Annotated in this window: 16 protein-coding genes and 1 pseudogene; 13 read left to right on the top strand and 4 right to left on the bottom strand. The window is 39.7% G+C overall.

Annotated features, from left to right (window positions below):
• Positions 1-78: 78 nt before the first annotated feature.
• The gene (gene fbp / locus ACN6MT_RS24255; RefSeq protein WP_419888424.1) at positions 79-2010 is read left to right on the top strand and encodes a fructose-1,6-bisphosphatase; all 1932 of its coding nucleotides are present in this window, start codon (positions 79-81) and stop codon (positions 2008-2010) included.
• 53 nt (positions 2011-2063) lie between these two features.
• On the opposite strand, the gene ACN6MT_RS24250 is transcribed toward fbp, so the two are convergent.
• The 3 genes from ACN6MT_RS24250 to ACN6MT_RS24240 all read right to left on the bottom strand — a co-directional run bounded on the left by ACN6MT_RS24250 (position 2064) and on the right by ACN6MT_RS24240 (position 5078).
• The gene (locus tag ACN6MT_RS24250) at positions 2064-2798 is read right to left on the bottom strand and encodes an SH3 domain-containing protein (protein ID WP_419888423.1); all 735 of its coding nucleotides are present in this window, start codon (positions 2796-2798) and stop codon (positions 2064-2066) included.
• Positions 2799-2803: 5 nt separating this feature from the next.
• Positions 2804-3724 carry a hypothetical protein gene (locus ACN6MT_RS24245; RefSeq protein WP_419888422.1) on the bottom strand — a complete coding sequence of 307 codons (921 nt, stop codon included), beginning with the start codon at positions 3722-3724 and terminating at the stop codon, positions 2804-2806.
• A 541-nt stretch (positions 3725-4265) separates the two neighbouring features.
• Positions 4266-5078, bottom strand: a complete 813-nt coding sequence (locus tag ACN6MT_RS24240) for a helix-turn-helix domain-containing protein (protein ID WP_419888421.1) — start codon at positions 5076-5078, stop codon at positions 4266-4268.
• A gap of 198 nt (positions 5079-5276) precedes the next feature.
• Here ACN6MT_RS24240 and ACN6MT_RS24235 point away from each other — a divergent pair, with 198 nt between their 5' ends.
• From ACN6MT_RS24235 to ACN6MT_RS24210, 6 genes and pseudogenes are all read left to right on the top strand, one after another.
• Positions 5277-6086, top strand: coding sequence for a phytanoyl-CoA dioxygenase family protein (locus ACN6MT_RS24235; protein ID WP_419888420.1), 810 nt, complete (start codon positions 5277-5279; stop codon positions 6084-6086).
• Positions 6064-6957: a sugar phosphate isomerase/epimerase family protein gene (locus ACN6MT_RS24230; RefSeq protein WP_419956524.1), complete on the top strand. Its 894-nt coding sequence runs from the start codon at positions 6064-6066 to the stop codon at positions 6955-6957. The genes ACN6MT_RS24235 and ACN6MT_RS24230 overlap by 23 nt, the downstream gene beginning before the upstream one ends.
• A gap of 319 nt (positions 6958-7276) precedes the next feature.
• Positions 7277-9607, top strand: a complete 2331-nt coding sequence (locus ACN6MT_RS24225; RefSeq protein WP_419888419.1) for a beta-galactosidase — start codon at positions 7277-7279, stop codon at positions 9605-9607.
• A 270-nt stretch (positions 9608-9877) separates the two neighbouring features.
• Complete coding sequence (locus ACN6MT_RS24220; RefSeq protein ID WP_419888418.1) at positions 9878-11188, top strand: pectate lyase family protein; 1311 nt, start codon at positions 9878-9880, stop codon at positions 11186-11188.
• A 450-nt stretch (positions 11189-11638) separates the two neighbouring features.
• A pseudogene (locus tag ACN6MT_RS24215) lies at positions 11639-12208 on the top strand (Uma2 family endonuclease).
• Between the two features lie 432 nt (positions 12209-12640).
• Positions 12641-13879, top strand: a complete 1239-nt coding sequence (locus ACN6MT_RS24210) for a Bcr/CflA family multidrug efflux MFS transporter (protein WP_419888417.1) — start codon at positions 12641-12643, stop codon at positions 13877-13879.
• Between the two features lie 438 nt (positions 13880-14317).
• Here the strand turns inward: ACN6MT_RS24210 and ACN6MT_RS24205 are convergent, their stop codons facing one another.
• On the bottom strand, positions 14318-16045 hold the full coding sequence (locus ACN6MT_RS24205) for a sigma-54 interaction domain-containing protein (RefSeq protein ID WP_419888416.1): 1728 nt from the start codon (positions 16043-16045) through the stop codon (positions 14318-14320).
• Between the two features lie 350 nt (positions 16046-16395).
• Here ACN6MT_RS24205 and hutU point away from each other — a divergent pair, with 350 nt between their 5' ends.
• The 6 genes from hutU to hutH all read left to right on the top strand — a co-directional run bounded on the left by hutU (position 16396) and on the right by hutH (position 25227).
• A complete protein-coding gene (hutU, locus tag ACN6MT_RS24200) occupies positions 16396-18117 on the top strand; it encodes a urocanate hydratase (RefSeq protein ID WP_419888415.1) in 1722 nt (573 codons plus the stop codon).
• A 178-nt stretch (positions 18118-18295) separates the two neighbouring features.
• The gene (locus tag ACN6MT_RS24195; protein WP_419888414.1) at positions 18296-19657 is read left to right on the top strand and encodes a YjiH family protein; all 1362 of its coding nucleotides are present in this window, start codon (positions 18296-18298) and stop codon (positions 19655-19657) included.
• A gap of 90 nt (positions 19658-19747) precedes the next feature.
• Positions 19748-21004, top strand: coding sequence for an imidazolonepropionase (hutI, locus tag ACN6MT_RS24190; RefSeq protein WP_419888413.1), 1257 nt, complete (start codon positions 19748-19750; stop codon positions 21002-21004).
• 22 nt (positions 21005-21026) lie between these two features.
• Positions 21027-22190 carry a M20/M25/M40 family metallo-hydrolase gene (locus tag ACN6MT_RS24185; protein ID WP_419888412.1) on the top strand — a complete coding sequence of 388 codons (1164 nt, stop codon included), beginning with the start codon at positions 21027-21029 and terminating at the stop codon, positions 22188-22190.
• A gap of 144 nt (positions 22191-22334) precedes the next feature.
• Entirely contained in the window at positions 22335-23651 is a 1317-nt protein-coding gene (locus ACN6MT_RS24180; protein WP_419888411.1) for a Na+/H+ antiporter NhaC family protein, read from the top strand.
• A 55-nt stretch (positions 23652-23706) separates the two neighbouring features.
• Positions 23707-25227 (top strand): histidine ammonia-lyase, encoded by a 1521-nt coding sequence (gene hutH, locus ACN6MT_RS24175; protein ID WP_419888410.1) that lies wholly within the window; start codon positions 23707-23709, stop codon positions 25225-25227.
• Positions 25228-25320 lie beyond the last annotated feature (93 nt).

Raw genomic sequence — 25320 nt, 5'->3', positions numbered from 1 at the left:
TTTCTGATATAATACATAATTAATCTCAATCAATTACATAGAAAACAAATGGTGAACTTTGAAAGGGGATACATAGTTTTGAATTCAAAATATCTAGATTTACTCCTTCAAAAATACGATAGTGAAGAAAAAGTGGTAACCGAAATCATTAAACTGAAAGCCATTCTTAATCTCCCAAAGGGGACCGAACATTTTGTCAGTGATTTACATGGAGAGTATCAAGCTTTTCAACATGTATTAAGGAATGGATCGGGGAATGTAAAAAAGAGAATCAGAGACTTGTTTCAAGACGTTTTATTTGAAAAAGAAATAAATGATTTTGCCACATTAGTTTATTATCCTGAAGAAAAATTAAAATTAATGAAAAGTCAATTCAGCAATGAACAAGAACTAAACCAATGGTATATCGTTATCATTGAGCGGATGATCAGGCTGATCTCTCACGCTTCCTCCAAATATACACGGTCGAAATTACGAAAAGCATTGCCGAATCAGTTTGTGTTTGTTATAGAAGAGTTGCTATACAAAACGAACCAATCTGAAAATAAGGAGCAATATTATAAAGAAATAGTCGAGCAGATTATCTCCTTGGGTCAGGCTGATAAACTTATTACAGGGCTTGCGTATACCACCCAAAGATTGGTGGTCGACCATCTCCATGTAGTGGGGGATATTTATGATCGGGGACCCGAACCTGATAAAATCATGGATACTCTAATCAATTATCATTCCGTTGACATTCAGTGGGGAAACCATGATGTACTATGGATAGGAGCTTTTGCTGGTTCAATGGTTTGTCTTGCTAATATCATTCGTATCTGCGCAAGATATGACAATCTAGATATTATTGAAGATGTATATGGAATCAATCTTAGGCCACTCTTAAATCTTGCGGAGAAATACTATCAGGACAATCCGGCTTTCAGACCTAAGGTACATTCAGATATGAAGCAGTCTGATCATGAAATATTACAAATAACAAAAATCCATCAAGCTATAGCGATGATCCAATTCAAACTCGAAATGCCTATTATCAAGAGACGCCCGTATTTTAATATGTCAGAAAGGCTTTTGCTGGAGAAAATTGATTATGACAAAAACGAAATAACGATTTATGGGAAAACCTATTCTCTAGAAAATACTTGTTTTGCCACGGTAAATCCAGAACAGCCTGATCAATTATTAGAAGAAGAAAAACAGGTTATGGAAAGATTATTATTTTCAGTGCAACATTCAGAAAAGCTGGCCAGACATATGAATTTTCTTTTGAAGAAAGGGAGTCTCTATTTAAAATATAATGGGAATCTTTTAATACATGGTTGTATTCCTTTAGATGAAAACGGGAATATGGAAAAAATGATTATTGAAAATAATACCTATTCTGGCCGTGAATTACTCGATGTTTTTGAACGGTACTTACGGCATGCATTTGCCCACCCTGAAGTGTCAGATGATCTTGCGACGGATATGGTCTGGTATTTATGGACAGGAGAATACTCATCACTCTTTGGAAAAAGAGAAATGACCACTTTTGAGAGGTACTTTATAAAGGACAAGGCAACTCATAAGGAGGGAAAGAACCCATACTACTATTTACGTGAAAATGAAGAAATTTGCCGCAAAATCCTAATAGAATTTGATCTGAATCCTGACCAGGGGCATATTATCAATGGGCATACACCCGTTAAAGAAATTGAGGGAGAAGACCCAATTAAAGCAAATGGTAAGATGATCGTAATCGATGGAGGTTTCTCCAAAGCCTATCAATCAACAACCGGAATCGCAGGATATACGTTACTATATAATTCTTTCGGTATGCAGCTAGTCGCCCATAAGCATTTTAATTCAAAAGAAGATGTTTTACTTAACGGGACAGATGTTTTATCAATAAAAAGAGTGGTAGATGAAGAGTTAAAGAGAAAAAAGGTAAGAGAAACAAATGTTGGAGAGAATTTATTACAGGAAATCTCTATCTTGAAAAGTCTGAGAGAATACCGTTATATGAATTAATATCAATTAGGAAGATGGTTAAATTAGAAGAGGGGAAAGTTTCCCTCTTCTTTTTATTTTTCCTTGACAATTAAGGATGAAATCCATCCTTCGATTCCGTTTGGGGTTTGAACTTTTAGCCACTTAATTCCTTTGGAATCTACTTGATTTTGATTCAAATAGTGCATGATTTCTCCATTTTTAATCGTGTAAAGATGTGCCGCGGTTAATTCGGGAGCTACACGAATATTACCGCCTTCTTCATAATCCTTATTTAAAATTAAGACTTTTTGATCCTTGGAAGTTCCGGATGCTTGTATGTGCGCAGGTTCTTGGTTTAACAAAATTTCAGTTTTCTCCCATGTTTGTGAAAACCAGTTATCTGGATTGTTCATGATGGAGGTAGTCAGTAAAATCACTAATACAGTAGCAGAATGGAAGGTCCATCTTTTAATCCTTGTCTTATTCCTTTTCCGTTTCCTGGAAAGCTGAATCATTTTGTTGAAAAAACGTTCAAATAAGGCCAACAATCCTTCGATGATATCCATCCACACAGGTATGCCAGCTTTTTCTGATTCTCTCCGTCTTCTTTGCACCGTGCAAAGAAGTGCCATGATGGGGTAAGAAAGAAAATGAAGCAATTTTTTCAACAAACGGCAAAACAAGTTTAAGAATGGAGGAAAAATGTACAACAAAATCAACCTTGCGAGCTGCAGGAGCACAAAAAGAGCCATAAATATACGCAGCCATTCAGGCAGGACAGAAAAAAGTGACCAGATCGAAAACAGCTGATTTATAATGGATTCCACAATTGCTAGTCTCCTTTATTTAAATAGGATAAACGTTCTCTCCTTGGACCAGATATCTGTTTTTTTCCATTATTGTTTCCCTCATTGACGGGGAGGAAGGGGAATAGCTTTTTTAGCCTGGCCAATCTTTGTTCTGCCTCAAACTGGTTAATAGAGTGATCGTTAATCAAGTTAAAAAGTTGTTTGTTTACCTCAAATTTGAATGCTTGATTTTGGCTAAACTCCGATTCCACTAATCGCTTGGCCATTTCATTCTTTTCTCCAAGTTTCCCAGCAGTGATAAAATCACCTGCTTGCAGGGCTTCTTTAATTGCTGCCGATATCCGGCGGGCCTCCTCCAAGTCTAGAGCCTCTTGATATGCAGATAGTTCGGCGTTCCGGTCTAAATCGGCGATCACCTCATCATGACGTTGGTCCCGAATCCCTTGCCGGATCAACACGCGAACATTTCGTATCACAATACCAGCCTCTCTTAACACCTTGGACAATTTCGACGTTTGAAAAAACTCTTCAATATGCCGAGCAAAACTCATTTCCTCTTCAATAGGGTAGAATCTTGCTTCCGACTCTACCCAGAAAGGAAGGTTATTCTTAAAAATGGTGTTAATTTCTCCTGCATTTTGTTGAACTAACCGTTCGGGATGTTCAACTGCTATATCGATAGATAAATTGATAGAAAACCTTCTTCCGCGTGTTGCCGATGGGACTTCCTCCTTGTAGGTGATAGTATGCTGTTGCATATTGATTGTATAAACCTTTTTATATTTGCCAATCCTCAGTTCACTACGTGACAATCGCTCTCCATTTTTAACTGCATAGTATTCGTTGTGATGATTCACATAAACAAAGGCATGTGTCATAGACGACGCCGGCGGCTTTTCCAAAAAACTAAATTTCACGTCTTTAACATCTTCTATAAAATGCATTCGGTTATTCCCTCCAGGTTAACTATTTTCATTGAGAGATCACATACGCTTGTCTACATTCTATGCAGTTAAATGGAAGAAAAGGCCCCAAAATCAATTTTTTAATAAGATAATCATAGTCTCTATGAATATTTAGTTAGTATGAGAGCTGTTATACTAGCAAAACCCTCAGAAGTTGAAGCGGTTATAATGTGTGGCTAGGGGTGGCATTACAGTAACATTATAAGATACTTAGTCGAAATTTTATCTCCATGATGGATTCTCCGTAGAATTCGGTCTCTTCTTTTCAATATCACCAGAATAAGGGCTTTGGGTACAAATAGTATTCTTATTTAATAGTTTGGTTTACGTGACCGAAACGGAGGCAGAAACCAATTATAGGTCACGTATAGAAAATATTCGTGACCGAAGAGATAGAAAATCCAATGCAGTGGTCACGAATAGGAAATATACGTGACCAAAGCGATGAAAAAACAAAAAATAGGTCACGAAAGGTGGTATTGTGACCGAGGTGAAGGAAAAAAATCAACTAATCAGAGCTCTACTTTTCCTTGGACCTGACGCTATGGCCGAATTCGCTTGGGTTTACCCCAATAAATTTGCGAAACTGCCGGGTAAAGTGATTGTAATTTTGGAAGCCTACATCCTGGGCAGCTTCAGTTGCATTCCGATTCGTATGGGCAAGAAGCAAGGCGGCCTGCTTAATTCGCATTCGGTTTAATGCCTCTACAATCGATTCGCCGGTATTTTCTTTAAATAAATGTGAAAGTCTCGATGCCGAGAGCCCAATGTTGTGAGCCAGCTCCTCTACTCGAACAGTTTCCTGCATTCGCTGGGCGAGCAAATAAAGTGTTTCTTCAATCCGCGGGTCAAATCCACTGGTTTGCTGCTTTGCAAGCAGCATCAAGATTTCTCGCAGCGCACTTAAGCACAGCTCGTGCCAATAAGCACCTCGTTCCCGGGAGTCAGATAGAATACGGTGAAAAGCGTCATAGACACGGTCCTTCATGGCATTTTGCTCAATCTGCACGATGGTCAGAGCACCGAGCGGCAGTAGACTAGCATCCATAAAACCGCCAGAAAAATGCGCCCAAACGAAATGCCAGGTTTCCCCTTTAGGTGTGCCGTAACGATGTGGAGTTCCCGGTCTCAACAGTGCTACATCACCGGCCCTTACTCTCTTCTCCGTTCCGTCTGTCTCAAAGTAACCTTCACCGCCTAACGTGTACGTGATCAGCCAGTCACTCATGCCGTCCGGACGTACGGTAGAATAGGTGTCAGTTTCATGAAAATGTCCGGCAATGACCGTACTATAGGCCAATCCATCATAGTTGGAGGGGCGGTCCAGCTTCATGGCACTCATCCTTTACTAATAATTCAATATCAAAATTAGTTTAGCTTAACCGACAACTGCATACAAGGTGGATGGTTAAGAAGTAGCAGAATCGTATGCATTGTTAGCAGGATACATCCTTCTTCTAATCAGTATTCTAACTATATAATGATGGTGTGATAAATATCACTTTTAGCAGCAATAGGGGAGGTTAAAAACATGGTGTATTTCCATCGTTTGTTAACGGAGGAGCAAAAGCGACATTTCGAAACGGAAGGTTTTTTAATAGTAAAGGGGTTATTTACGGAGGAGCAACTAGAGGAGATTGACAAAACATTTGAAGACATCAGCCATCAGGTGCTCCCGGGGCATTTTGAGCCGGATTTGCGTCAGGAAAGTACCGATCCGCTAAAGCGTTATCCGAGGGTCATGCATCCGCACAGGTTTAATGAAACAGCTAAACGGTATATGCTGCATAAGCCGGTATTGGATGTGCTGTCTGATTTGTATGGGGAGGAACCTTTGGCAGCACAAAGCATGTTCTATTACAAGCCCCCGGGCGCTCGGGGACAGGCACTCCATCAGGATAACTTTTACTTAAAGGTCGAGCCGGGCAATTGCATTGCTGCTTGGACAGCGATTGATCAAGCTGATGAGGAAAACGGCGGGCTGTTAGTTGTGCCAAAGACGAGTACGTATGAAATCGTATGTCCTGATGAGTCTGATTCCAAGGAGTCGTTCACAACACACTATGTAAAGCCGCCGAAGGATCAAAAGGCAGTTCCGGTGGTGATGGACAGGGGCGATGTGCTCTTTTTCAATGGGAATTTGATTCATGGATCCTACCGCAATAAGACGAAAGATCGTTTCCGCCGCTCGTTCATATGTCACTACGCAAACAGTTCGGCTACCCACATTGCCACACATTATCGTCCTCTGTTCCGTGCTGACGGCACACCTGTGGAACTAGAGAGCAATCCGGATGGAGGTCCGTGCGGCGTTGAGTATGAATCACCTTATTTCCACTAAGCGCGAGCCACGGCTCGAGGTGTTAATGTCCTGGTGGGGGATGAACGGACTGGGAGGCCAAAACGGCGTTGGCGGTGAATGGACCATGGAGGAGAAGGTCCAGTACATCGCTGAAGCAGGATACGACGGCATTAACGGGATGTTGCCGGAGGGCAGGGAGGCCGAACAATGGCACCGGTTGCTGGATCAATACAACCTTTCATATAGCGTAAATGCGTATCCAAAAACGGCGGAAGAATTGGACGTGTTTCTTTGCAAGGCAAAATCGTTCGGAAGGGTGGATTTCGTCAACGTACAGGTGATGAGGCCGTTTTTGGTCGGAGAGCAAGCGGTGAAAATGCTAGCCGACATGGAGGAGCTGTCTCGTTCTGCAGGTATTTCGGCGTATATCGAAACGCACCGGGGCACAATCACGCAGGATCTGCTGCGGACGGTGGAGTATGCCGAGCGTTTGCCTGGGCTTGAGCTGACGATCGACTTCTCTCATTATGTTGTTACCGGGGAAATGCGTACTGTGTTTGACGAGGCAGAAGAGCTGTTACAGAAGCTGCTCCCTCGGACGAAGAGCATACATGCAAGAGTATCGAACGGGGAGCAGGTACAAGTAGATATTCCCGTGGGTGGGGATGGTGCTGCTGATTTTGAGTTTGAACACCCTATGATGAAACACTTTCTACGGTGGTGGCTTGAAGGGATGCGCAGTTGGCGTCAAACGGCAAAGGTAAATGAGTTGTTTCCGTTTGTCTGCGAGTTGGGGCCGCCTCCTTATGCGATAGCAGTACACGGCCAAGAAATAAGCAACCGCTGGAAACAGTCACTCCTGTTTGCAAAGATTGCTCGTTCCTTATGGGAACGGGTTTTGTATTCATAATTAATATTCGTGTTTGTATGGGAATGAATAGGCGGAGAATTTCCGGCTAATGTATATAGATTGAGCCTAAGGAGTAGATATAAGCGGAGAAATTCCGGTTAACTGCTCTAAATAAGACAAAAATCCACGATCTGGATAAGATAACCGGAAAAACTCCGCTTATTTTTAAGGAAATATAGATGTTTGAAAAATAGCCGGAATTTCTCCGCCTTTTTTTCAAACACCAGTAAAATCAACATACAGTCATACCAGAGAACAAAGAGCAGGTTAATGTTTAGTGTTAAGACCTGTTTGCCAATTGGATGGAGGCAATCGTTTTATGAGAGATTATAGTATTGATGTCAAGAATACGCAAAAAGAGATATATCCACTTGAAACCAAGCTTGGTGGATCTAATATAACCGGAGAAAATTATAGTTTTACAAACTATTATATAGAGAAAAATGGTAGGCCATTTTTCGGTATCAGCGGTGAGTTCCATTTCAGTAGATATAACTGTGAAAAATGGGAAGACGAAATCATCAAAATCAAAATGGCAGGTATTGATATTATCCCAACCTATATTTTTTGGAATCATCATGAAGAGGTACAAGGAATATTTGATTGGGAAGATAATAAAGACCTCAGAAGATTCGTCAGGCTTTGCGGGAAGCATGGTTTGAGTGTCATTTTGAGAATCGGTCCATTTGCCCACGGTGAGGCAAGAAATGGCGGAATTCCTGATTGGCTCTTCGGAAGACCCTTTGAGCTTCGATCAAATGATCAACAGTATTTGACATATGTCGAAAGGTTTTATCAAGAAATTGGGAGACAGATTCAAGGATATCTCTTTAAGGATGGCGGCCCAATTATTGGAACTCAGATTGAAAATGAGTATCAACATGCAGGTGCACCGTGGGAAATAACAACTGGAACCAGTAACGAGTGGGTACCAGCAGGCACAGAAGCAGAAGCTCATATTATTAAACTAAAAGAGTTAGCCGTCCAAGCGGGGATTCAAACTCCAATTTACACGAGTACTGGGTGGGGTGGTGCAGCAGCACCAGTAGAAGAGGTCCTCCCATTATGGGGAGGCTACGCGTTTTGGCCATGGATATTCTATGGTGATGTGAAGGAGCACCCAGCAACACCAGAATTTATCTTTCGAGACTATCATAACAATGAGCAGAAAAATTATGGGTTTGATCCTGCTTATCGTCCTGAGAGTCTACCATTTGCCTGCTGTGAAATGGGGGGAGGGATGACCGTTTTCTATAAATATAGATTCAAGTTGCCATATGAAAGTGTTGATGCAATGGCAGAAATGAAGGTAGCAGGTGGGTGTAACTTTGTGGGCTATTATGTTTTCCATGGCGGTTCGAATCCGAAGGGGAAAAAGACATCTTTCTTGAATGAAAATGCCACACCTAAAATATCCTACGATTATCAAGCTCCAATTGGAGAGTTTGGACAAATAAGAGAATCATATAAGAGATTAAAACGTCAACACTACTTTTATAAAACAGTGGAAGAGAGCTTTTGTAAAACCAAGACCCTCCTTCCGTATGATACGAGAGATATGGACCCAACAGATATTGAAACATTAAGATTTACTGTAAGAGCAGATCGAGATTCTGGTTTTGTTTTTATTAATAATTATCAGGATCATGTTGAAACAAAGGACCAAAAAGATTTTGCCATCACCGTTAACCTTGAAAATGAAGTGATACGTCTGCCTAAAACTGGTACTATGTCGCTGGCGAAGGATGAGTGCTGTATCCTCCCTTTTAACTTGGATTTGCAAGGACTGACTCTTAAATATTCAACGACTCAATTCCTAACAAGCATAGAGCATGATGGTGAATCATACTTTTTCTTTTTCACTCCAAAAGGAATGAATGGGGAGTATTATTTTAAAAGTGATGAGATCCAAGAGGTAAGTGTCGATAATGGGAACATCATATGTGATGAACATACATGGATACAAGTAAGTAATAAGGAGATTAGTCTAGTTGAAATCACGTTGAAATCGGGCAGAACGCTTTATGTTTGTACGATGACGCATGAACCAAGCCTAAACTTTTGGAAGTTTCGATATAGAGGCAAAGAACAGGTATTCATTACGAATGCAACCTTGCTTGTAGGTGAAGAAAAAATAAGGCTGGAAACCGTAGGACTAGAGGATGTTGATATAAAGTCATTTCCAGGCTTTAATACCTCCATTAAAATTGCTGGTGAGGAAATTTCTAGCCGCAGCAATGGCTTATTCAAGGAATATAAAAAAACAATCAATGTAACGCATTCTGGACTAAATGTTAAAATGGTTAATCAAAATAAAGCAGTGATTCGTTTTGAACCAGATGTTTTTGATGATGTAAAAGAACTTCTTCTTCAAATTGATTATGCCGGAGATATTGGTTATGCGTTTATCGATGGCGAGTTAATTCATGATAATTTCTGTAATAATGCTACATGGGAAATCGGCCTGCAACAGCATAAGCAAGACCTGATAGCAAAAGGAATGTATATTTATATCTCCCCATTAAAAGAGGGCAGCGTTGTTAAGAGTGATTCACCAATGGCAGCAAGAACTGAGGTAATAAATCAACAAATTGCTGAAATTCATTCAATCAAGGCAAAAGCAATTCGTGAACTTGAATTAGAGATGTAACGCTCCTAAGGATAGGTGGGAAATGCATTAATAATAGTTGTTTTTATCTAAGTAGAAAAATAGAAGAAACAATCAGGGGGTGATTTAAAAATTACGCCCTCTTTGTAATGCCGAAACTTAATAGAGATACTAAATATTAAAAATTATGAAAATCTAAAAAAATCAAACAAACATCTTAACATATTGAATTTTCATTGTAAGCGCTTGCGGTTAATATTAACAGGAAATGCGAAGATTGATTAAATTCTAATTATTAAAGGAGTGTACTGGATGAAAAAAACATTTAGCAGTCTTTTAGCAGTCTCTTTGTTGTCAATGGGGATTGCTTCGGTAACATCAGCTTCGTCTAATTTAGGAAGTGAAGTTCTAGCACCTAAGGATGGCTGGGCAGCTTATGGTACGGGAACAACAGGAGGGGCAGCCGCTGACGTGAGCCATGTGTTCACTGTAACCAATAAAGGCGAGCTTCTAAAAGCTCTTGGAAACGGCAAGGATAACACTCCTAAAATTATTTATGTTAAAGGTACGATTGACTTTAATGTAGATTCGAATAATACTCCAGTTGGACCTGAGTATTATGCAGATCCAGCCTATGATGATATTGCCTACCTTGATGCCTATAAACCTGAGGTATGGGGTCACGATGACGAAGTGTTCGGGCCGTTGGAGGATGCACGTGCCCGCTCTGCTCAAAACCAAAAACAGCAAATCGTTGTTAATATTGGCTCAAACACATCGATTCTCGGACTAGGAGACGACGCCAAAATTATAGGCGGCAGCTTTATTATGAGCGGTGTAGAAAATATCATTATCCGCAATATCGAATTTGAAGCACCTGTTGATTTCTTTCCACAATGGGACCCAACCGACGGCGAGTTTGGTGAATGGAACTCCGAATATGACAATGTAACGGTAACAAATAACTCGCACAATGTCTGGATTGATCATAACAAGTTTACGGATGGAGAACACCATGACGAGGATTTTGGAAAAGTTTTTGGAAGAACCTATCAGCAGCATGACGGATTGCTTGATGTGACGAATGGCGCAGATTATGTAACCATTTCTTACAATGTATTAGAGGACCATGACAAGACCTCACTTATCGGCTCAAGCGATAGTAAAAAGACCGACGAGGGACACTTAAAGGTCACGATTCACCATAACTATTACAAAAACGTAACACAGCGTCTGCCTAGGGTACGATATGGTCAAGTACATGTTTACAACAATTATTATGAGTTTAATAAAGACTCAGATTATCAGTTTGAATATGCTCTAGGCGTTGGCGTGAATTCTAAAATTTATGCTGAGAATAATTACTTTAATTTTGATTATGATGTTGATCCTGGAGAAATTATTAAGGACTGGAAGGGAACATCCATTTATGAAAGTGGATCTTTTGTAAATGGAAAAAGCTCTGCAAATGAAGTAGATTTAGTCAAAGCCTTTAATCAAACACATACGGTCCAGTTAAATGAAAATGTTGGCTGGGAACCATCCTTGTTTACAAAAATTGATCCTACACAGGCAGTACCAGCGCTGGTAAAAGCGAAGGCGGGTACTGGCAAATTAAAATAGGATGTTAAGAACCCATAAATTATATAGCAGCAGTCATCATTCTTGGAGGCACCTTTGCTAAACTTATGCCTTCTGGAATGCTGCTATTATCTGAATTGGCGATAGCTGTTATTACAGGCCTGTAGTACTGTGCTTTGTTCCGCTGCCAATCTTTTTATCAGCAATGTTTGCTCTGCCAAGTGCGTTAACAAATTTATCATCTAGGAAAAAGGAAGATAATAAGAATTGAGAATAACATAATATAAATTACCTTTTTCAAAAAAAGATGTAAGGTAAGCCCGACAGATTTGGTCTGTCGGGTTACTTTATTTGGAGAACGTTAAAAAAATTTTATAACTCATTTTGATCATGAGGTTTGTTCCTTTATAAGGAATGGCAGTAATAATCTTTCATCTTTGTTTTATTTACAGCTTTTTCATATTATATTAATAAGAATTGGTTTGAAAGAAGGTGTTTTCTCTGAAATTACCTAAAGATCAATATATCACCATTGAGGAAATTGAAGAATTAAGGAAAGAAACAGACCAGCAATTAGAATATATCGATGGTGTTGTTTATATCTCCCCATCTCCCAACACGAAACATCAAAGAATATCAATGAAACTATCCGCATTTTTATTTCGATTACTAGACGGAAAGGATTGCGAAGTTCTGGCTGCTCCTTATGATGTTGAATTTGTCGATAAATAAAGTGAAGAGAAAAAGATTATTATACCTGACTTATCGATCATTTGTGACAAAACAGGTTTTACTGAACAGAAATACATTGGTATTCCCGAATTGATAATTGAAATTATCAGCCCTTCCAACCAGTCACATGACCTAATATTTAAAACAAATCTCTATCAAAAATTCCATGTTAAAGAATACTGGATAATCAACCCAATATTGAACAATATTATGGTTTATTCATTAGGGGAAGACAATCAATATCGTCTAATTGAAAATGAGAAACAGGGTTTAATTAAATCCGTCATCATAAATGGTTTTGAAGTAGATGTTGAAGCATTATTCAAATAGTAAACGGTGCCTGTTACTTTGATAAGTGGCAGGCTTTTATTTTTGTCATGAAAAATAAAAGAGATTGGACTAAAATTATTTAATAAAAGCAATAATGAAAAGCCTTGCCTTCTGAGGCAGGGAAGATATGAATTATTAAAGGAAATCTATAAGATTATTGCAAAATTTATCCGAGCAATTACCGCCGTTAAAAGATAGTATTGAGATACTGGTAAAAATACTAGAGAACCATTTAAAGAGCAGGATTCATCCTGATTTTTTTAATATTGAATTTTGAATCTATCTCAAAAAATCCTCATAGTAATAATTCGCTTGACGAAGTAATTTGTCCTGTGCTATTTTTGTATGCATGTTGATTCTAACCCCAGTTATTACGCATTTTCAAAAAGTTAACAAATTTAATAATAAAATGTATAAAAAGGAGAGTAATAGTTGAATACTTTAACAGGCTCGAAACGATTACAACTTGCTTTATTATTAGGGTCACTTGGCCTTTTAGGTCCTTTTACAATTGATACGTATTTGCCCTCATTTCCTACGATTGTGAAAGACTATGATACAACTGCATCTCTCGTTCAAGTTAGTTTAACGACTTGCCTGCTTGGATTAGGATTGGGTCAATTAATTATTGGACCGATGAGTGATGTACAAGGCCGTCGGAAACCGCTTAGGACTTTCCTTTTTCTCTATTTAATCGCTTCTATCATTTGTGCATTTGCACCCAATATTTACACTTTTATTGGTGCACGTTTCATTCAAGGCTTTGCGGCCGCAGGCGGTCTTGTTATTTCTAGGGCAATCGTTCGCGATCTCTACAGTGGAAGAGAACTGACTAAGTTTTTCTCTTTATTGATGTTAGTGGGTAATCTTGGACCAATCGTAGCACCGATTGCGGGAGCTATCATCCTGGCGTTTACAGACTGGTCAGGAGTTTTTCTAGTTTTATCGTGTATAGGAATTGTCTTAGTTTTAATAGTTTCATGGAAACTAGACGAAACCTTACCTGAGGATAAGCGTGTCCCAAGTAATTTTTCACAGGTCGTGAAGAATTTTGGTTCCTTATTCAGGGATCGAGAGTTTACAGGGTATGCCTTTACTCAAGGATTAATCGTAGCAGGAATCTTTGCTTATGTTTCAGGTATTCCTTTTGTTTATCAAAACATTTACGGTGTATCTCCGCAAGTATTCAGTCTATTATTCGGAGTGAATGGTGTTGCGCTGATTATTGGAAGTCAATTGGTAGGACGTTTAGCAGATTACATATCTGAAACGACCTTCTTAAAAATCGGGTTATTTACGGCTAATATAGCGGGTGCTGTGTTACTTGCAGCTCTTCTATTGAAGGCGCCATTAATTGCCGTTGCGATTCCTATCTTCTTGTTTATTGGATCATTAGCCGTCATTTCTTCCACTTCGTTCACATTAGCTATGGAGAAACAAGGCCATATAGCAGGAAGTGCCTCTGCGCTTTTAGGTCTATTGCCATTTGTTCTGGGGTCTTTAACATCTCCGCTTGTTGGAATAGCAGGAGAGTATTCTGCCATTCCAATGGGGGTTATTATGTTGGCAACTAGCTTTATCGCTTTATTGATTTATTTTGGAGTTGTCCGAAAAGCCTTTAAGGTTCAGTCAAGAAGAAAGCTTAAGGGGAATTTTCAAATTAAGGGATAATAGTATCGCCTGACTGATCATCGTCAGGCGTTATCCATCCTGGAGAGTAAGACTAGGATTTAGGAATAATCTAAGTTGATTTCACAATAAATGCCAATAGACGCATTTGAGCAGCACAATGCTAAAAAAAAGCGTGATTATATGGCTTATCGTATGAAACCAGCATTACAACGTTTTTAGATACTTCTTCTGAAATTATCTACACCCACTCCCCTTGAATTAAACTTCTTATCGACTCTTCGTTTTTTGAAGCGTATCATCACAAAATTCATCTGCAAACAAAAATTCAGGATATTCGTTTACAAAACTTTTTTAAAAAACAAAGAAACCCTTTATAAATAAGGATTTCTTTAATGTCCCTAAGAGGATTCAAACCTCCGACCTACGTTTTAGGAAACATTTGCTATATCCTGCTAGTCCAAATTTGGTATTCCTTTTTTAACTATCCTTCTTCGTTCCAGCTTTTTTCAACTCATGTTTTTTTATATGGTATTGTAAACTTTGTCGGGTAATCCCTAGCATTTTAGCTGATTTTGAAATATTCCAGTCGTTTTGATCTAAAACCCTCTGAATATAATGCTCTTGGGAGTTACTAAAAATAGATTTAAATGGGTTATTCGTCATTTCTTTCTGTTTTCTATTCTTTGATGAACTTTTTGATACCAGTTTATTTCGTAAATAGGCAGGGAGATGGTCAATATTTATTTCGCTTTCCGATTCACTAGTTTGTATGATGATATTTTCAATTAGATGTTCCAATTCCCTGGTGTTTCCAGGCCAAGGATATTGAAGGAGTGCTGATTGTAATGTTTTTGAAAGCCCTGGAACAGTTTTGTTGAATTTTTTTTGATGTTTTTCAATAAAGTAGTTGATAAAAAATATGATATCCTCAGTACGTTCTCTCAAAGGCGGAATAAAAAGACTTGTATGAGCGATTCGATAAAATAAATCAAGACGCATCTTTTTTTCTTCTATCAGTTTAATTGGGTCCTCATTTGATGCGCTAATAACTGTACATTCTACTGGGGAAACGTCATTCGATCCGACCCTTCTAACCAAACGTTCTTGCAAAACTCTCATCAGTTTCGACTGTAGTGTAAGCGGCATAGAGTTAATCTCGTCAAGAAAAAGTGTACCATTTTTTGCATATTCGAAAAGCCCAATTTGATTCGCTGCTCCGGTAAAAGCCCCTTTTACAGTTCCAAATAGCGTGCTTTCCAATAAGGTTTCAGGAATAGCTGCACAGTTAACTGCTACAAATGGATTTTCTGCCCTTGGACTATGGTTGTGTATACTCTGGGCAAACAGTTCCTTTCCCGTTCCGGTTTCTCCGACAATTAACACATCAGTATTATGTATCGCAATATTTTGAGCTTCTAGAATGAGATTTTTCAAGGTGAAACTTTTGCCTTTAATATTTTCAAATGTAAAGGAGGTACCATTGTTAAAGTGCTGGGAACCAGATTCAGAGGATTGAATCGTTTGCCTTTTTTGCTCGATCGCTTGGTGTAAGCGATCCTTAAGCTGTGATTCATTTGTGCTTACTGAAAAAACAGCGATGGTGTCTCCATCTCTTTGAATAGGAAACGTACTATAATTCACATACCGTGGTACTCCGTTTACAGTTGAATGAGCCCGGTACCGTGAAAATATGGGCTTTCCTGTGTTGAAGGTATGCTTATGCTCGGAATACTGCGGATTATAATTATAAGCAGACCAAAGGTGCTTTCCGATAATTTCCTGGCTTTCTAATCCCTCAAGCTTTTCCTGAGCATGATTATATAAGACTATCCTTCCCTCATGGTCGCTCATCATGACCCCTTCACCTAAAGAATCCATTATTTTCTCAAGGCAATATAATCTAGCTTTTTGATTTTCTATTAAATTCGTAATGTCTTCGATACAAAGGATAATGTAATCACTTTCTGAAGAAAATTTTTTTACCTCAATAGTGAGCTTTTTTTGATTCAATGTTAGGGTAAACTTTTCATTCTCAATTAATTTCTCCCGCTTGAGGGGGATATGGTCTAAAATATGCTGCCCTTCTATTAAATCTAATTCAAAGACTGGATGCAGGTCATACCATAAAATATGGAGGGTGTCATTTAGGACAACCACTCCGTCAACAAAACTTTTAATAATAGAACCTATCGATTGTGCAATCATATTCTTTACCTCCTACAAAAGAATAACCTTTATCAGAATATAACATGTATTTTGAATTTTATTAATAGTCTGCATGCAAATAATATCTGCACTTAGAAAAAGTAACCGTTTTTAACAGTTCATTATGTTTAAGGATTTCTATAGACAAAAAGCTGTGCAAAATCTATCTGCGGTATATTTGAAAATTCTTCCATTTCTCCGTTTACCTTATTAATAACTTTTAAGTTTCCATACAGGCTTTTTGCGAAAATTTAATAAAAATAGGAGGATTTCAAAAGTTGGCACGCAACTTGCAATATCTAAAGTGAGTAGACTTAAAACTACAATTATTTTTTTAGGAGGAAATGTTTATGTCGAAACCAGAAATTTTATATTCCGTAAAAGCACAAAGAGGAAATGTACTCCGTTGTAAAGGTTGGAGACAAGAGTCAATCCTGAGAATGCTCGAAAATAACATGGAAAATGCTGAGAAACCAGAAGAACTCGTTATTTACGGCGGGATTGGAAAGGCTGCACGTAACTGGGAGTCCTACCATGCGATTGTAGAATCGTTAAAAGAGCTTGAAGATGATGAAACACTTGTAGTTCAATCAGGTATGCCTGTGGCCGTCTTCAAAACTCATAAATATGCCCCAACCGTTGTTATGGCAACAACCAATATTATGAAAGCTGACTGGCCTACTTTCTATGATCTCCAAGATAAGAACTTAACAATGTATGCTAACTATACTGCTGCTCCATGGGAGTACATCGGTACACAAGGCGTTATCCAAGGTACATTTGAAACATTATCAGCTATTGCCCGTCTTCACTATAATGATTCCCTTGTTGGGAAGATCCTTTTAACTGCCGGTGCTGGGGGAATGGGCGGCAACCAAACAAGAGCAATGACCATGCATGGCGGGGTTGCGATTCTATGTGACTCTAACATTGACATTATTAATCGCAGAATTGAAAAAGGATTTATTGATTGTATCGCAGACACATTGGATGAGGCAATTTCAATGGCAAAGCAATATGCGGCAGAAGGAAAGCCGCTTGGTGTCGCTGTGGTAGGAAACGCTGCAGATATATTCGAAGAAGTTCTTCAAACAGGCTGGTTACCAGATATCTCAACATCCATGACACCAGCACATGACCCAATCTCTTACTTACCATCCGGTTACACTGTTCAAGAAGCAGAAGAACTTCGCGACACAAATCGTGATCTTTATTTAGAAAAAGCCCGCGAAACAATGGTCCGTGAGCTTAAGGCATTAATTAAATTCTTGGATCTTGGCGTGCACTCCTTCGAGTACGGCACTAGTATCCGTAAGGAATGTATCGATGCTGGGTTTGAAGCAAAAGAAGCAAAGCGTCTTCCAGGATTTGTTGCTGAATACATTCGTCCACTATTCTGCGAAGGCCGCGGACCTTTCCGCTGGATCTGTTTATCAGGTGAAGCAGAAGATTTACGCAAAATTGATGAAATGATTCTTGAAGAATTTAGTGATGACTTGCTGGTAACTCGCTGGATTAAACTGGCAATGAAACATATCCCGATCGAAGCTTTACCTGCTCGTATTTGTTACATGGGCTTTGGGCAGCGGAAGAAATTCGCCTTAAAAGTAAATGACATGATTAAGAAAGGTGAACTTTCAGGGCCAGTGGCATTCTCCCGTGACAATCTTGACTCTGGTTCCATAGTAAACCCAACATTCGAGTCTGAGAATATGAAAGATGGCGGTGACTTAATCTCTGACTGGCCGGTATTGAATGGTCTATTAAATGCAGTTGGTATGTGTGATTTAATCGCATTACAAGCTAATTACTCTATGGGTGAAGCGGTTCATACGGGTGTAACGATGATTGCTGATGGAACTGCAGAATCTGATATGAGACTTGAAGTAGCTATGACAGTTGACTCAGGTATTGGAGTTGTACGCCATGCCCAGGCTGGTTACGAAACTGCCCGTGATGTAGCCAACGGAAAAGGAAAACTGACTGATGAAAGCATTAAGATTCCGCTATGGTGGTCACCGAAGGCAACATTTGGTCCAAAGGATCTAGAGAAGGAAAATGTAAAGGCTTAATTTTACTGTTACTGAGAAATAAAGGCTGTCCCCAACGTAAAGGGGTATGAACCTGCCATTCAAAATCATCTTGATAAAATCGGTATGATCTTAGACTGGAATACGACTTAAGGGACAGCCTTTCTTTTGATTAGATAATCCCAAAAAACTCCGGATAATTATTAAAAGAGGTGAACATATGAGTGAACTTCAAGAATCCGTAGAAACTCATCAGCCAGGGCTCAATCAAAATTCTGATTTGCTGGCGCCCATTCATTCCATTCAGAACATTATAAAGTTTTTACTGTTCAGCTCAATTGGTATCTTTATGTTCTTTATTCCAATCGAATGGAACGGGAAAAGCTCTATTCCATTAGATCATTTCGTGACTTGGGTTCGATCATTGATTGGAAATGGTGCATCCTATTATGTATTAATCATTGTTGTGTTAGGCGCCATCCACCCCTTTTATAAGAAGACATGGAATAGAAATGCTGTGGAAGTGGTTTTTTCTTTATTTAAAGTTCTTGGGGCAATTGCAACCATTCTTGTCATTTTTAAGGCTGGTCCCGCCTGGTTAATGGCTGAAGATATGGGTCCTTATTGGTTAAACTTCTTACTCATACCAATTGGTATGCTTGTTCCAATTGGAGCCGTTTTCTTAGCCTTGTTGGTTGGATATGGATTATTGGAGTTTATCGGTATTTTTATGCAGCCAATTATGAGACCGATTTGGAGAACACCGGGAAGGTCAGCGATCGATGCTGTTGCATCATTTGTTGGCAGCTATTCTATTGGGCTTTTAATTACAAATAGGGTGTATAAAGAAGGAAAATATACGAAAAGAGAAGCGGTGATTATTGCCACAGGCTTTTCAACCGTTTCCGCAACATTTATGATTGTTGTCGCGAAAACATTGGATCTAATGCATATTTGGAATCTTTACTTTTGGTTAACTTTAGTTGTTACATTTGCTGTTACAGCCATTACAGTACGTCTAAGACCAATCAGCAAAATGAGTGATGATTACTACTCGGGTGAAGGCTATCCTGAAGATGTAATAAAGAAGGACCGCCTGAAGGTAGCATGGAATCAAGCGATGGTGACAGCTTCATCAGCCCCTAAACTGTGGCGGAATATCTTTGAAAATGTTAGAGACGGAGTCCTAATGGCAATGGGCATTCTGCCTACGATTATGTCAATTGGCTTACTGGGTTTAATATTAGTAAACCAAACACCAGTGTTTGATTATATAGCCTATGTATTTTACCCGCAAACAGCGCTTTTGCAAATCCCAGAGCCATTCTTGGCAGCAAAGGCTGCAGCAATTAATTTAATTGATATGTTTGTTCCTTCTTTAGTCGTTTTGGAAACCAGTTTAGAGACAAGATTTATTATTGGGTCTTTATCCGTTTCTGTCATTCTCTTCTTTTCTTCGTTAATCCCGTGCATCATGTCAACAGAAATTCCGTTGAAGATGAGAGATATCATCTCTATCTGGTTCTTAAGAACGGTATTTTCTCTTATGCTAATCACACCGCTTGCTTTGTTGTTTTTATAAATTACAAGTTTGTGATTTTGTACAAATTGGGGAAAAATCACCTCTAGTACAACTAGACATGTGAAAAAAATCATGGAGGTATGGCTAAAAATGTCTAATACCAAAGTAAAGATAAAGGTAGATTTAGTAATCGCACAGGCAGCAGAAGCTCTAACCTGTGTTGGAGAGAGCATGGAAGACATCGGTGTGATCACAACTGCCTGGATTGCGATTAAAGATGACAAAATAGTTGGAGTTGGCTCCGAAGAAGAGATTAAAGCCCAATTTGAATTTGAGCCGGGCAGTTTAATTGATGCTGTAGGCAAAGTTGTTGTTCCAGGCTTTGTTGACTCCCATACCCATTTAGTGTTTTATGGCACAAGGGTGGAAGAATATGCGGCTAAGATGACAGGAAAGCCGGAGCAGCTTGAAAAGCTTTCGATGACAAAAGGGCCGAATCGAACGATTGAGCTTACACGGAATACCTCTGCGGATGAATTATTTGAACAATCAAAGAAACGCATGCTGACAATGCTCGAGCATGGAATTACAACGGTGGAGAGTAAAAGCGGATACGGTCTAACGACAGAAAGTGAAATTAAAATTCTTGAAGTTAGCAGAAGACTCGGAGAAGAAACACCGCTTGATGTAATTAATACATTTTTAGGAGCGCATGGAATTCCTGAAAACCTGTCGAGAGAGGAATACGTGGAAGTCATTATTAACGATATGATTCCAAAAGTTGCTGAACGAAAACTGGCTGAGTTTTGCGATGTATGGTGTGATGATGGTTATTTTACAGCGGAGGAATCGGAAAGGATTCTTAAGGCTGGATTAGAGTATGGAATGAAATCAAAAATTCATGCAGATGCCTACTCTTACATAGGTGGCTCTGACCTTGCGGCTGAAATGAAAATGGTTTCCATTGATCATCTAAATTACACGCCAGTAGGAGTAATGAAAAAGCTTGCAGAGGCAAAAGTAACAGCTGTTTTAATGCCGGCCCTTGATTTTGCTGTAGGTCATAAGCGGCCATTTGATGCTAGACAGATGCTCGATTTGGGAATGGACATCGCGCTGGCTACAGACCTTTGCCCTGCATCCTATACGCAATCAATGCAGTTTGTCATCACTCTTGCTTGCCGTTTGTATAAGTTTTCCGTGGAGGAAGCGATTAAAGCAGCCACAATTGCGGGTGCGAGGGCACTCAACCTCTATGACCGTGGAGTCATTCAGGAAGGAAAATTAGCAGATTTACAGATTTGGGATGTTCCAACCTATAAGCATGTGGCATATGAACTAGGAACTAATATCGTAGAAACGGTTATAAAAAACGGTAAAGTGGTTGTTAACCGCAAATCTAGATGAAGAGAAGTATGGAGGGATTCAAATGCAAACTAAACTTAAATCGAGAGCAGCTGAGCATGTAAATGGAGATCGTCTTTTAGATTTATTTTTGGAATTAGCCAAATTAAACGCACCGAGCACAAAGGAGCAGCAGGTCGCTGATTACTTAATTAAGGCTTTACCAGAGCTTGGGTTTACTCTTGAGTTTGACGAAGCACATAAAAATTTTAATGGGGAAGTAGGCAATCTGATTGCTTGGCATGAAGGATCTGATCCAACAATTCCGCCATTATTCTTCTCTACACACATGGATACCGTTTTACCAACAGAGGGTTTGAATCCGGTAATTAAAGATGGTGTCATCCATTCTGACGGGACAACGATTTTAGGGGCTGACGACAGAGCGGCATTAGCGGCCTATCTTGAGGCCGTGAGAGCCATCATTGAGGGTGGTATTCCGCATGGTCCAATTGAATTTATTTTAACCGTAAATGAACAGCCGGGATTAGTTGGTGCCACCTATATGGATTACTCTAAAGCAAAAAGTAAAACAGGCTATATTTTTGATAGCAGCGGTGATGTCGGTCAAATTATTCTTAAAGGTCCTTATAGCAGTCGGATTTGGATTGAGATTCAGGGTAATTCCGCCCATATTGCTCTCAATTCAGAAGAAGGTAATAGTGCTATTTTAATAGCAGCTGAAGGTCTCTCCAACATGAAACTTGGCGAAATTGAAGAAGGAACTCTGGCCAATATTGGGATTATTAACGGAGGTGAGCTTACCTCTATAATTCCGGGCAGTGTCACATTGGCGGGAGAAGTTAGGAGCTTTTCAGAGGAAAAGCTTAATGCTCAGCTAAAGCATATGGAAGAAGTAATGCACCAAGCTGCATTGAAAAAGGGCGCGAAAGTCAATGTGAGAACTGAGAAAAAGTATTTGGGATTTGAAATTCCTAAAGATGATATTTTAGTAAAAACAGTTTGGAGAGCTGCTGAAAATATCGTTGTAAAACCCTATTTAACAGAAACATTGGGCGGAGCAGACACGAATGTATTAAATGAAAATGGATTAACTTGTTTGACACTGGGACTCGGGTTTCAGAATATCCATTCTTTCAGGGAATGTATCAGCATTGAAAACCTACTTAACACTGGCAGACTGACGGCTGCGCTCATTGAGCAATGGTATATCAATCATAGAGAATAGATGGGCAAAGACAACGGTGCATGTACAAAAAATACTTTTTAAGCCCTAGCGCCACTTAAGAATTTATATATGACGCCACTTTCTTTTCAGGAATGAAGCGAAAAAATAAAACTATTAATTAGTCAAATTATGAGGGGGTCCTATATGTTAGATAATCCTGTACTAATATCTGTACTTGTATTAACGGTCTTGAGTCTTTTAAGGGTGCACGTTATTTTTGCTTTGTTATTTGCTGCCATTGTCGCCGGACTTGCAGCAAAACTATCGCTTCCAGAAACGCTTTCCACATTAATAGGAGGTATGGGGGGACAAGCGGAAACGGCATTAAGTTATATTTTACTTGGTGTGTTTGCAGCGATGATCGCTTACTCTGGAATTACCAAGATTTTGATAGATAAATTGCTTGCAAAGAAAAAGCAAAGCAAATATGTATTATTGCTTATGATTGCTGGACTGACATGTCTCTCTGGAACCCTAATTCCAGTCCATATTGCATTTATCCCAATTTTAATCCCACCTCTTTTGCTTTTCTTTAATTATTTAAAAATTGATAGAAGAGCGGTGGCTAGTGCCCTTACTTTTGGATTGAAAATGCCATATATCGTTATTCCTGTTGGTTACGGAATCATTTTCCATGGAATTCTTGCTGCAGAAATGAAAGCAAACGGAATGCCAATTGCTCAAACGCAAATCCCACTGGCGATGATTCTTCCTGCAGTTGGCATGTTTGTTGGTTTATTCATCGCCGTCTTTTTCTCTTACCGCAAATCAAGAACATATGAAGCAAGTCAGGATTCCGCTTTTGCGGAGGTCAGTGCAACCAGCGAAACGGCTGCAAGAAAGTTTGAGATAAGGGACTTTATCACGATAGGAGCCGTTGTCATGGCATTAGCTACGCAGCTAATCGCCGGCTCAATGGTATTGGGAGCTCTTGCGGGAATTCTAGTTATGTTTATCGGACGGATTGTCACATTAAAGGATGGGGAACAAGTTGTCCAAGATGGTGTAAAACTGATGGGAGCCATTGCTTTTGTTATGTTAATTGCTTCGGGCTACGCAACCGTTCTTAAAGAGACTGGTGCAGTTAGTGAAATGGTAGGAGCAGTAAACTCTCTTGTTGGGGATAGCAAGCTATTGGCAGCTATATTATTATTGCTTATCGGACTTTTAGTAACTATGGGAATTGGAACATCTTTCGGTACAGTTCCAATCTTGGCCACTGTGTTCGTACCGTTATGTATTATGATGGGCTTTAGTCCTATGGCCACTGTGGCATTACTAGGTACAGCTGGTGCCCTTGGAGATGCCGGTTCACCTGCCTCTGATAGTACTCTTGGGCCGACATCTGGATTAAACGCGGATGGGAAGCATGACCATATATGGGATACATGTGTTCCGACGTTTTTACACTATAACATCCCGTTATTTGTGTTTGGTATAGTAGCAGCATTAGTTTTATAATAGTGTCAAAGTACAGAATATTTTTGCGAAAGCACTAAAGGGAGTTTGATAGCGAATGGGTCAAAGCAAATTAGTAGAACTAGAAGTAATAGAACTTGACGGAATGACTCTTGACCGGTACAAGATTGATAGTATTGTTAATAGAAATGCAAGCGTTTCCATCCCTGAAGAAAATCGAATTCGAGTTCGAGCAAGTCGGCAGCGAATTGAAAAACAAATAAATGATGGAAAAGTGATTTATGGTGTCAATACCGGTTTTGGTAAATTAAGTGATATTGAGATTGAAAAGGAGGATATAGCAAAGCTGCAGCTGAACCTGCTGCGGGCGGATGCGGTTGGAGTTGGTGAGCCCCTGCCAACTTCGGTAGTTAGGGCAATGATGACACTTAGGGCTAACTCCTTAGTCAAAGGTTTCTCCGGAATTCGGGAAGAAACGCTAGATCTGTTAGTCGATATGATTAATGCTGGGGTTCACCCCATCGTACCTTGCAAAGGTTCAGTCGGTGCTAGCGGTGATTTAGCCCCACTTTCGCATATTGCAATTGTACTGATTGGAGAAGGGAAAGCTGAATATAAAGGAGAACTTCTTCCTGGAGCGGAAGCACTTAAACGAGCGGGACTTACAGCTGTATCGTTGGAGGCAAAAGAAGGGCTGGCTCTAATTAATGGAACACAAGCCATGACGGCAGTAGGAACCATTTCACTAAATGAAGCCGAGCGTGTAGGGTTAGCTGCAGATATGGCAGCCTGTTTAACAATGGAGGCTTTAAGAGGAATCATTTCTGCATTTGAAAGAGAACTGTTGGCAGTTCGCCCACATCCAGAGCTGGAATTGGTTGCAGCCCGGATGCGAAAATGGCTTGAAGGCAGTAAAAGGATTACCCATCAGGGAGAAGTTCGGGTTCAAGATGCCTATTCGATTCGCTGTATCCCTCAGGTACATGGCGCTTCTTGGCAGACGATTCAATATGTGGAAGACCGCTTAAAAGTCGAAATCAATTCCGTTACGGATAATCCCATTATTTTAGAAAGTGGTGAAATCATTTCGGGAGGTCACTTCCATGGGCAGCCGATTGCATTAGCAATGGACTTTTTAAAGGTGGCTTCAGCGGAGTGGGCAAATATTTCTGAACGTAGGATTGAGAGGCTTGTAAATCCGCAGTTAAGCGGATTGTCTCCTTTCCTTGCTGTAGATCCGGGATTAGAATGTGGCTTAATGGTTGCACAATATGCTGCCGCTTCCCTTGTTTCTGAGAACAAAGTCCTTGCTCACCCTGCCAGTGTTGATTCCATTCCTACTTCTGCAAATCAGGAAGACCATGTCAGCATGGGGACCATCGCATCAAGACAAGCAAGGGAAATTATTCATAATTCGGCCAGAGTCATTGCCGTTGAAATGATATGTGCCTCTCAAGCTATTTATCTAGAAGGGGCTGAAAGAGACCTAGCCCCTAAAACAAGAGAGTATCTGGAGGAAATCCGTGAAATTTGCCCTCCACTGGAAAGTGACCGCGCCATTTCGGAGCAAATTGAAGAATTGGCACAATTTATTTTAAGGGAAAATATTTTGCGATAAAATCGAAGAAGTGCCCATAAAAAAATTATGGGCACTTATTTTTTTGTTATAATGCTCCGCAGGATTTCTGCCAATTATCAGGCAGTCGGGGCA

The sequence above is a fragment of the Neobacillus niacini genome, from assembly GCF_048572935.1.
In the GTDB taxonomy this organism is placed as follows: Bacteria; Bacillota; Bacilli; order Bacillales; family Cytobacillaceae; genus Neobacillus; species Neobacillus niacini.
Note: the sequence above shows the minus strand (reverse complement) of the source record. Positions and strands in the feature narration are given on the sequence as shown.

Coding starts and splice junctions, on each gene's coding strand:
- hutU (WP_419888415.1), top strand. CDS start 16,396: ATGTCGAAACCAGAAATTTTATATTCCGTAAAAGCACAAAGAGGAAAT.
- hutI (WP_419888413.1), top strand. CDS start 19,748: ATGTCTAATACCAAAGTAAAGATAAAGGTAGATTTAGTAATCGCACAG.
- ACN6MT_RS24240 (WP_419888421.1), bottom strand. CDS start 5,078: ATGAAGCTGGACCGCCCCTCCAACTATGATGGATTGGCCTATAGTACG.
- ACN6MT_RS24225 (WP_419888419.1), top strand. CDS start 7,277: ATGAGAGATTATAGTATTGATGTCAAGAATACGCAAAAAGAGATATAT.
- ACN6MT_RS24195 (WP_419888414.1), top strand. CDS start 18,296: ATGAGTGAACTTCAAGAATCCGTAGAAACTCATCAGCCAGGGCTCAAT.
- hutH (WP_419888410.1), top strand. CDS start 23,707: ATGGGTCAAAGCAAATTAGTAGAACTAGAAGTAATAGAACTTGACGGA.
- ACN6MT_RS24230 (WP_419956524.1), top strand. CDS start 6,064: ATGAATCACCTTATTTCCACTAAGCGCGAGCCACGGCTCGAGGTGTTA.
- ACN6MT_RS24245 (WP_419888422.1), bottom strand. CDS start 3,724: ATGCATTTTATAGAAGATGTTAAAGACGTGAAATTTAGTTTTTTGGAA.
- ACN6MT_RS24235 (WP_419888420.1), top strand. CDS start 5,277: ATGGTGTATTTCCATCGTTTGTTAACGGAGGAGCAAAAGCGACATTTC.
- ACN6MT_RS24185 (WP_419888412.1), top strand. CDS start 21,027: ATGCAAACTAAACTTAAATCGAGAGCAGCTGAGCATGTAAATGGAGAT.
- ACN6MT_RS24180 (WP_419888411.1), top strand. CDS start 22,335: ATGTTAGATAATCCTGTACTAATATCTGTACTTGTATTAACGGTCTTG.
- ACN6MT_RS24205 (WP_419888416.1), bottom strand. CDS start 16,045: ATGATTGCACAATCGATAGGTTCTATTATTAAAAGTTTTGTTGACGGA.
- ACN6MT_RS24220 (WP_419888418.1), top strand. CDS start 9,878: ATGAAAAAAACATTTAGCAGTCTTTTAGCAGTCTCTTTGTTGTCAATG.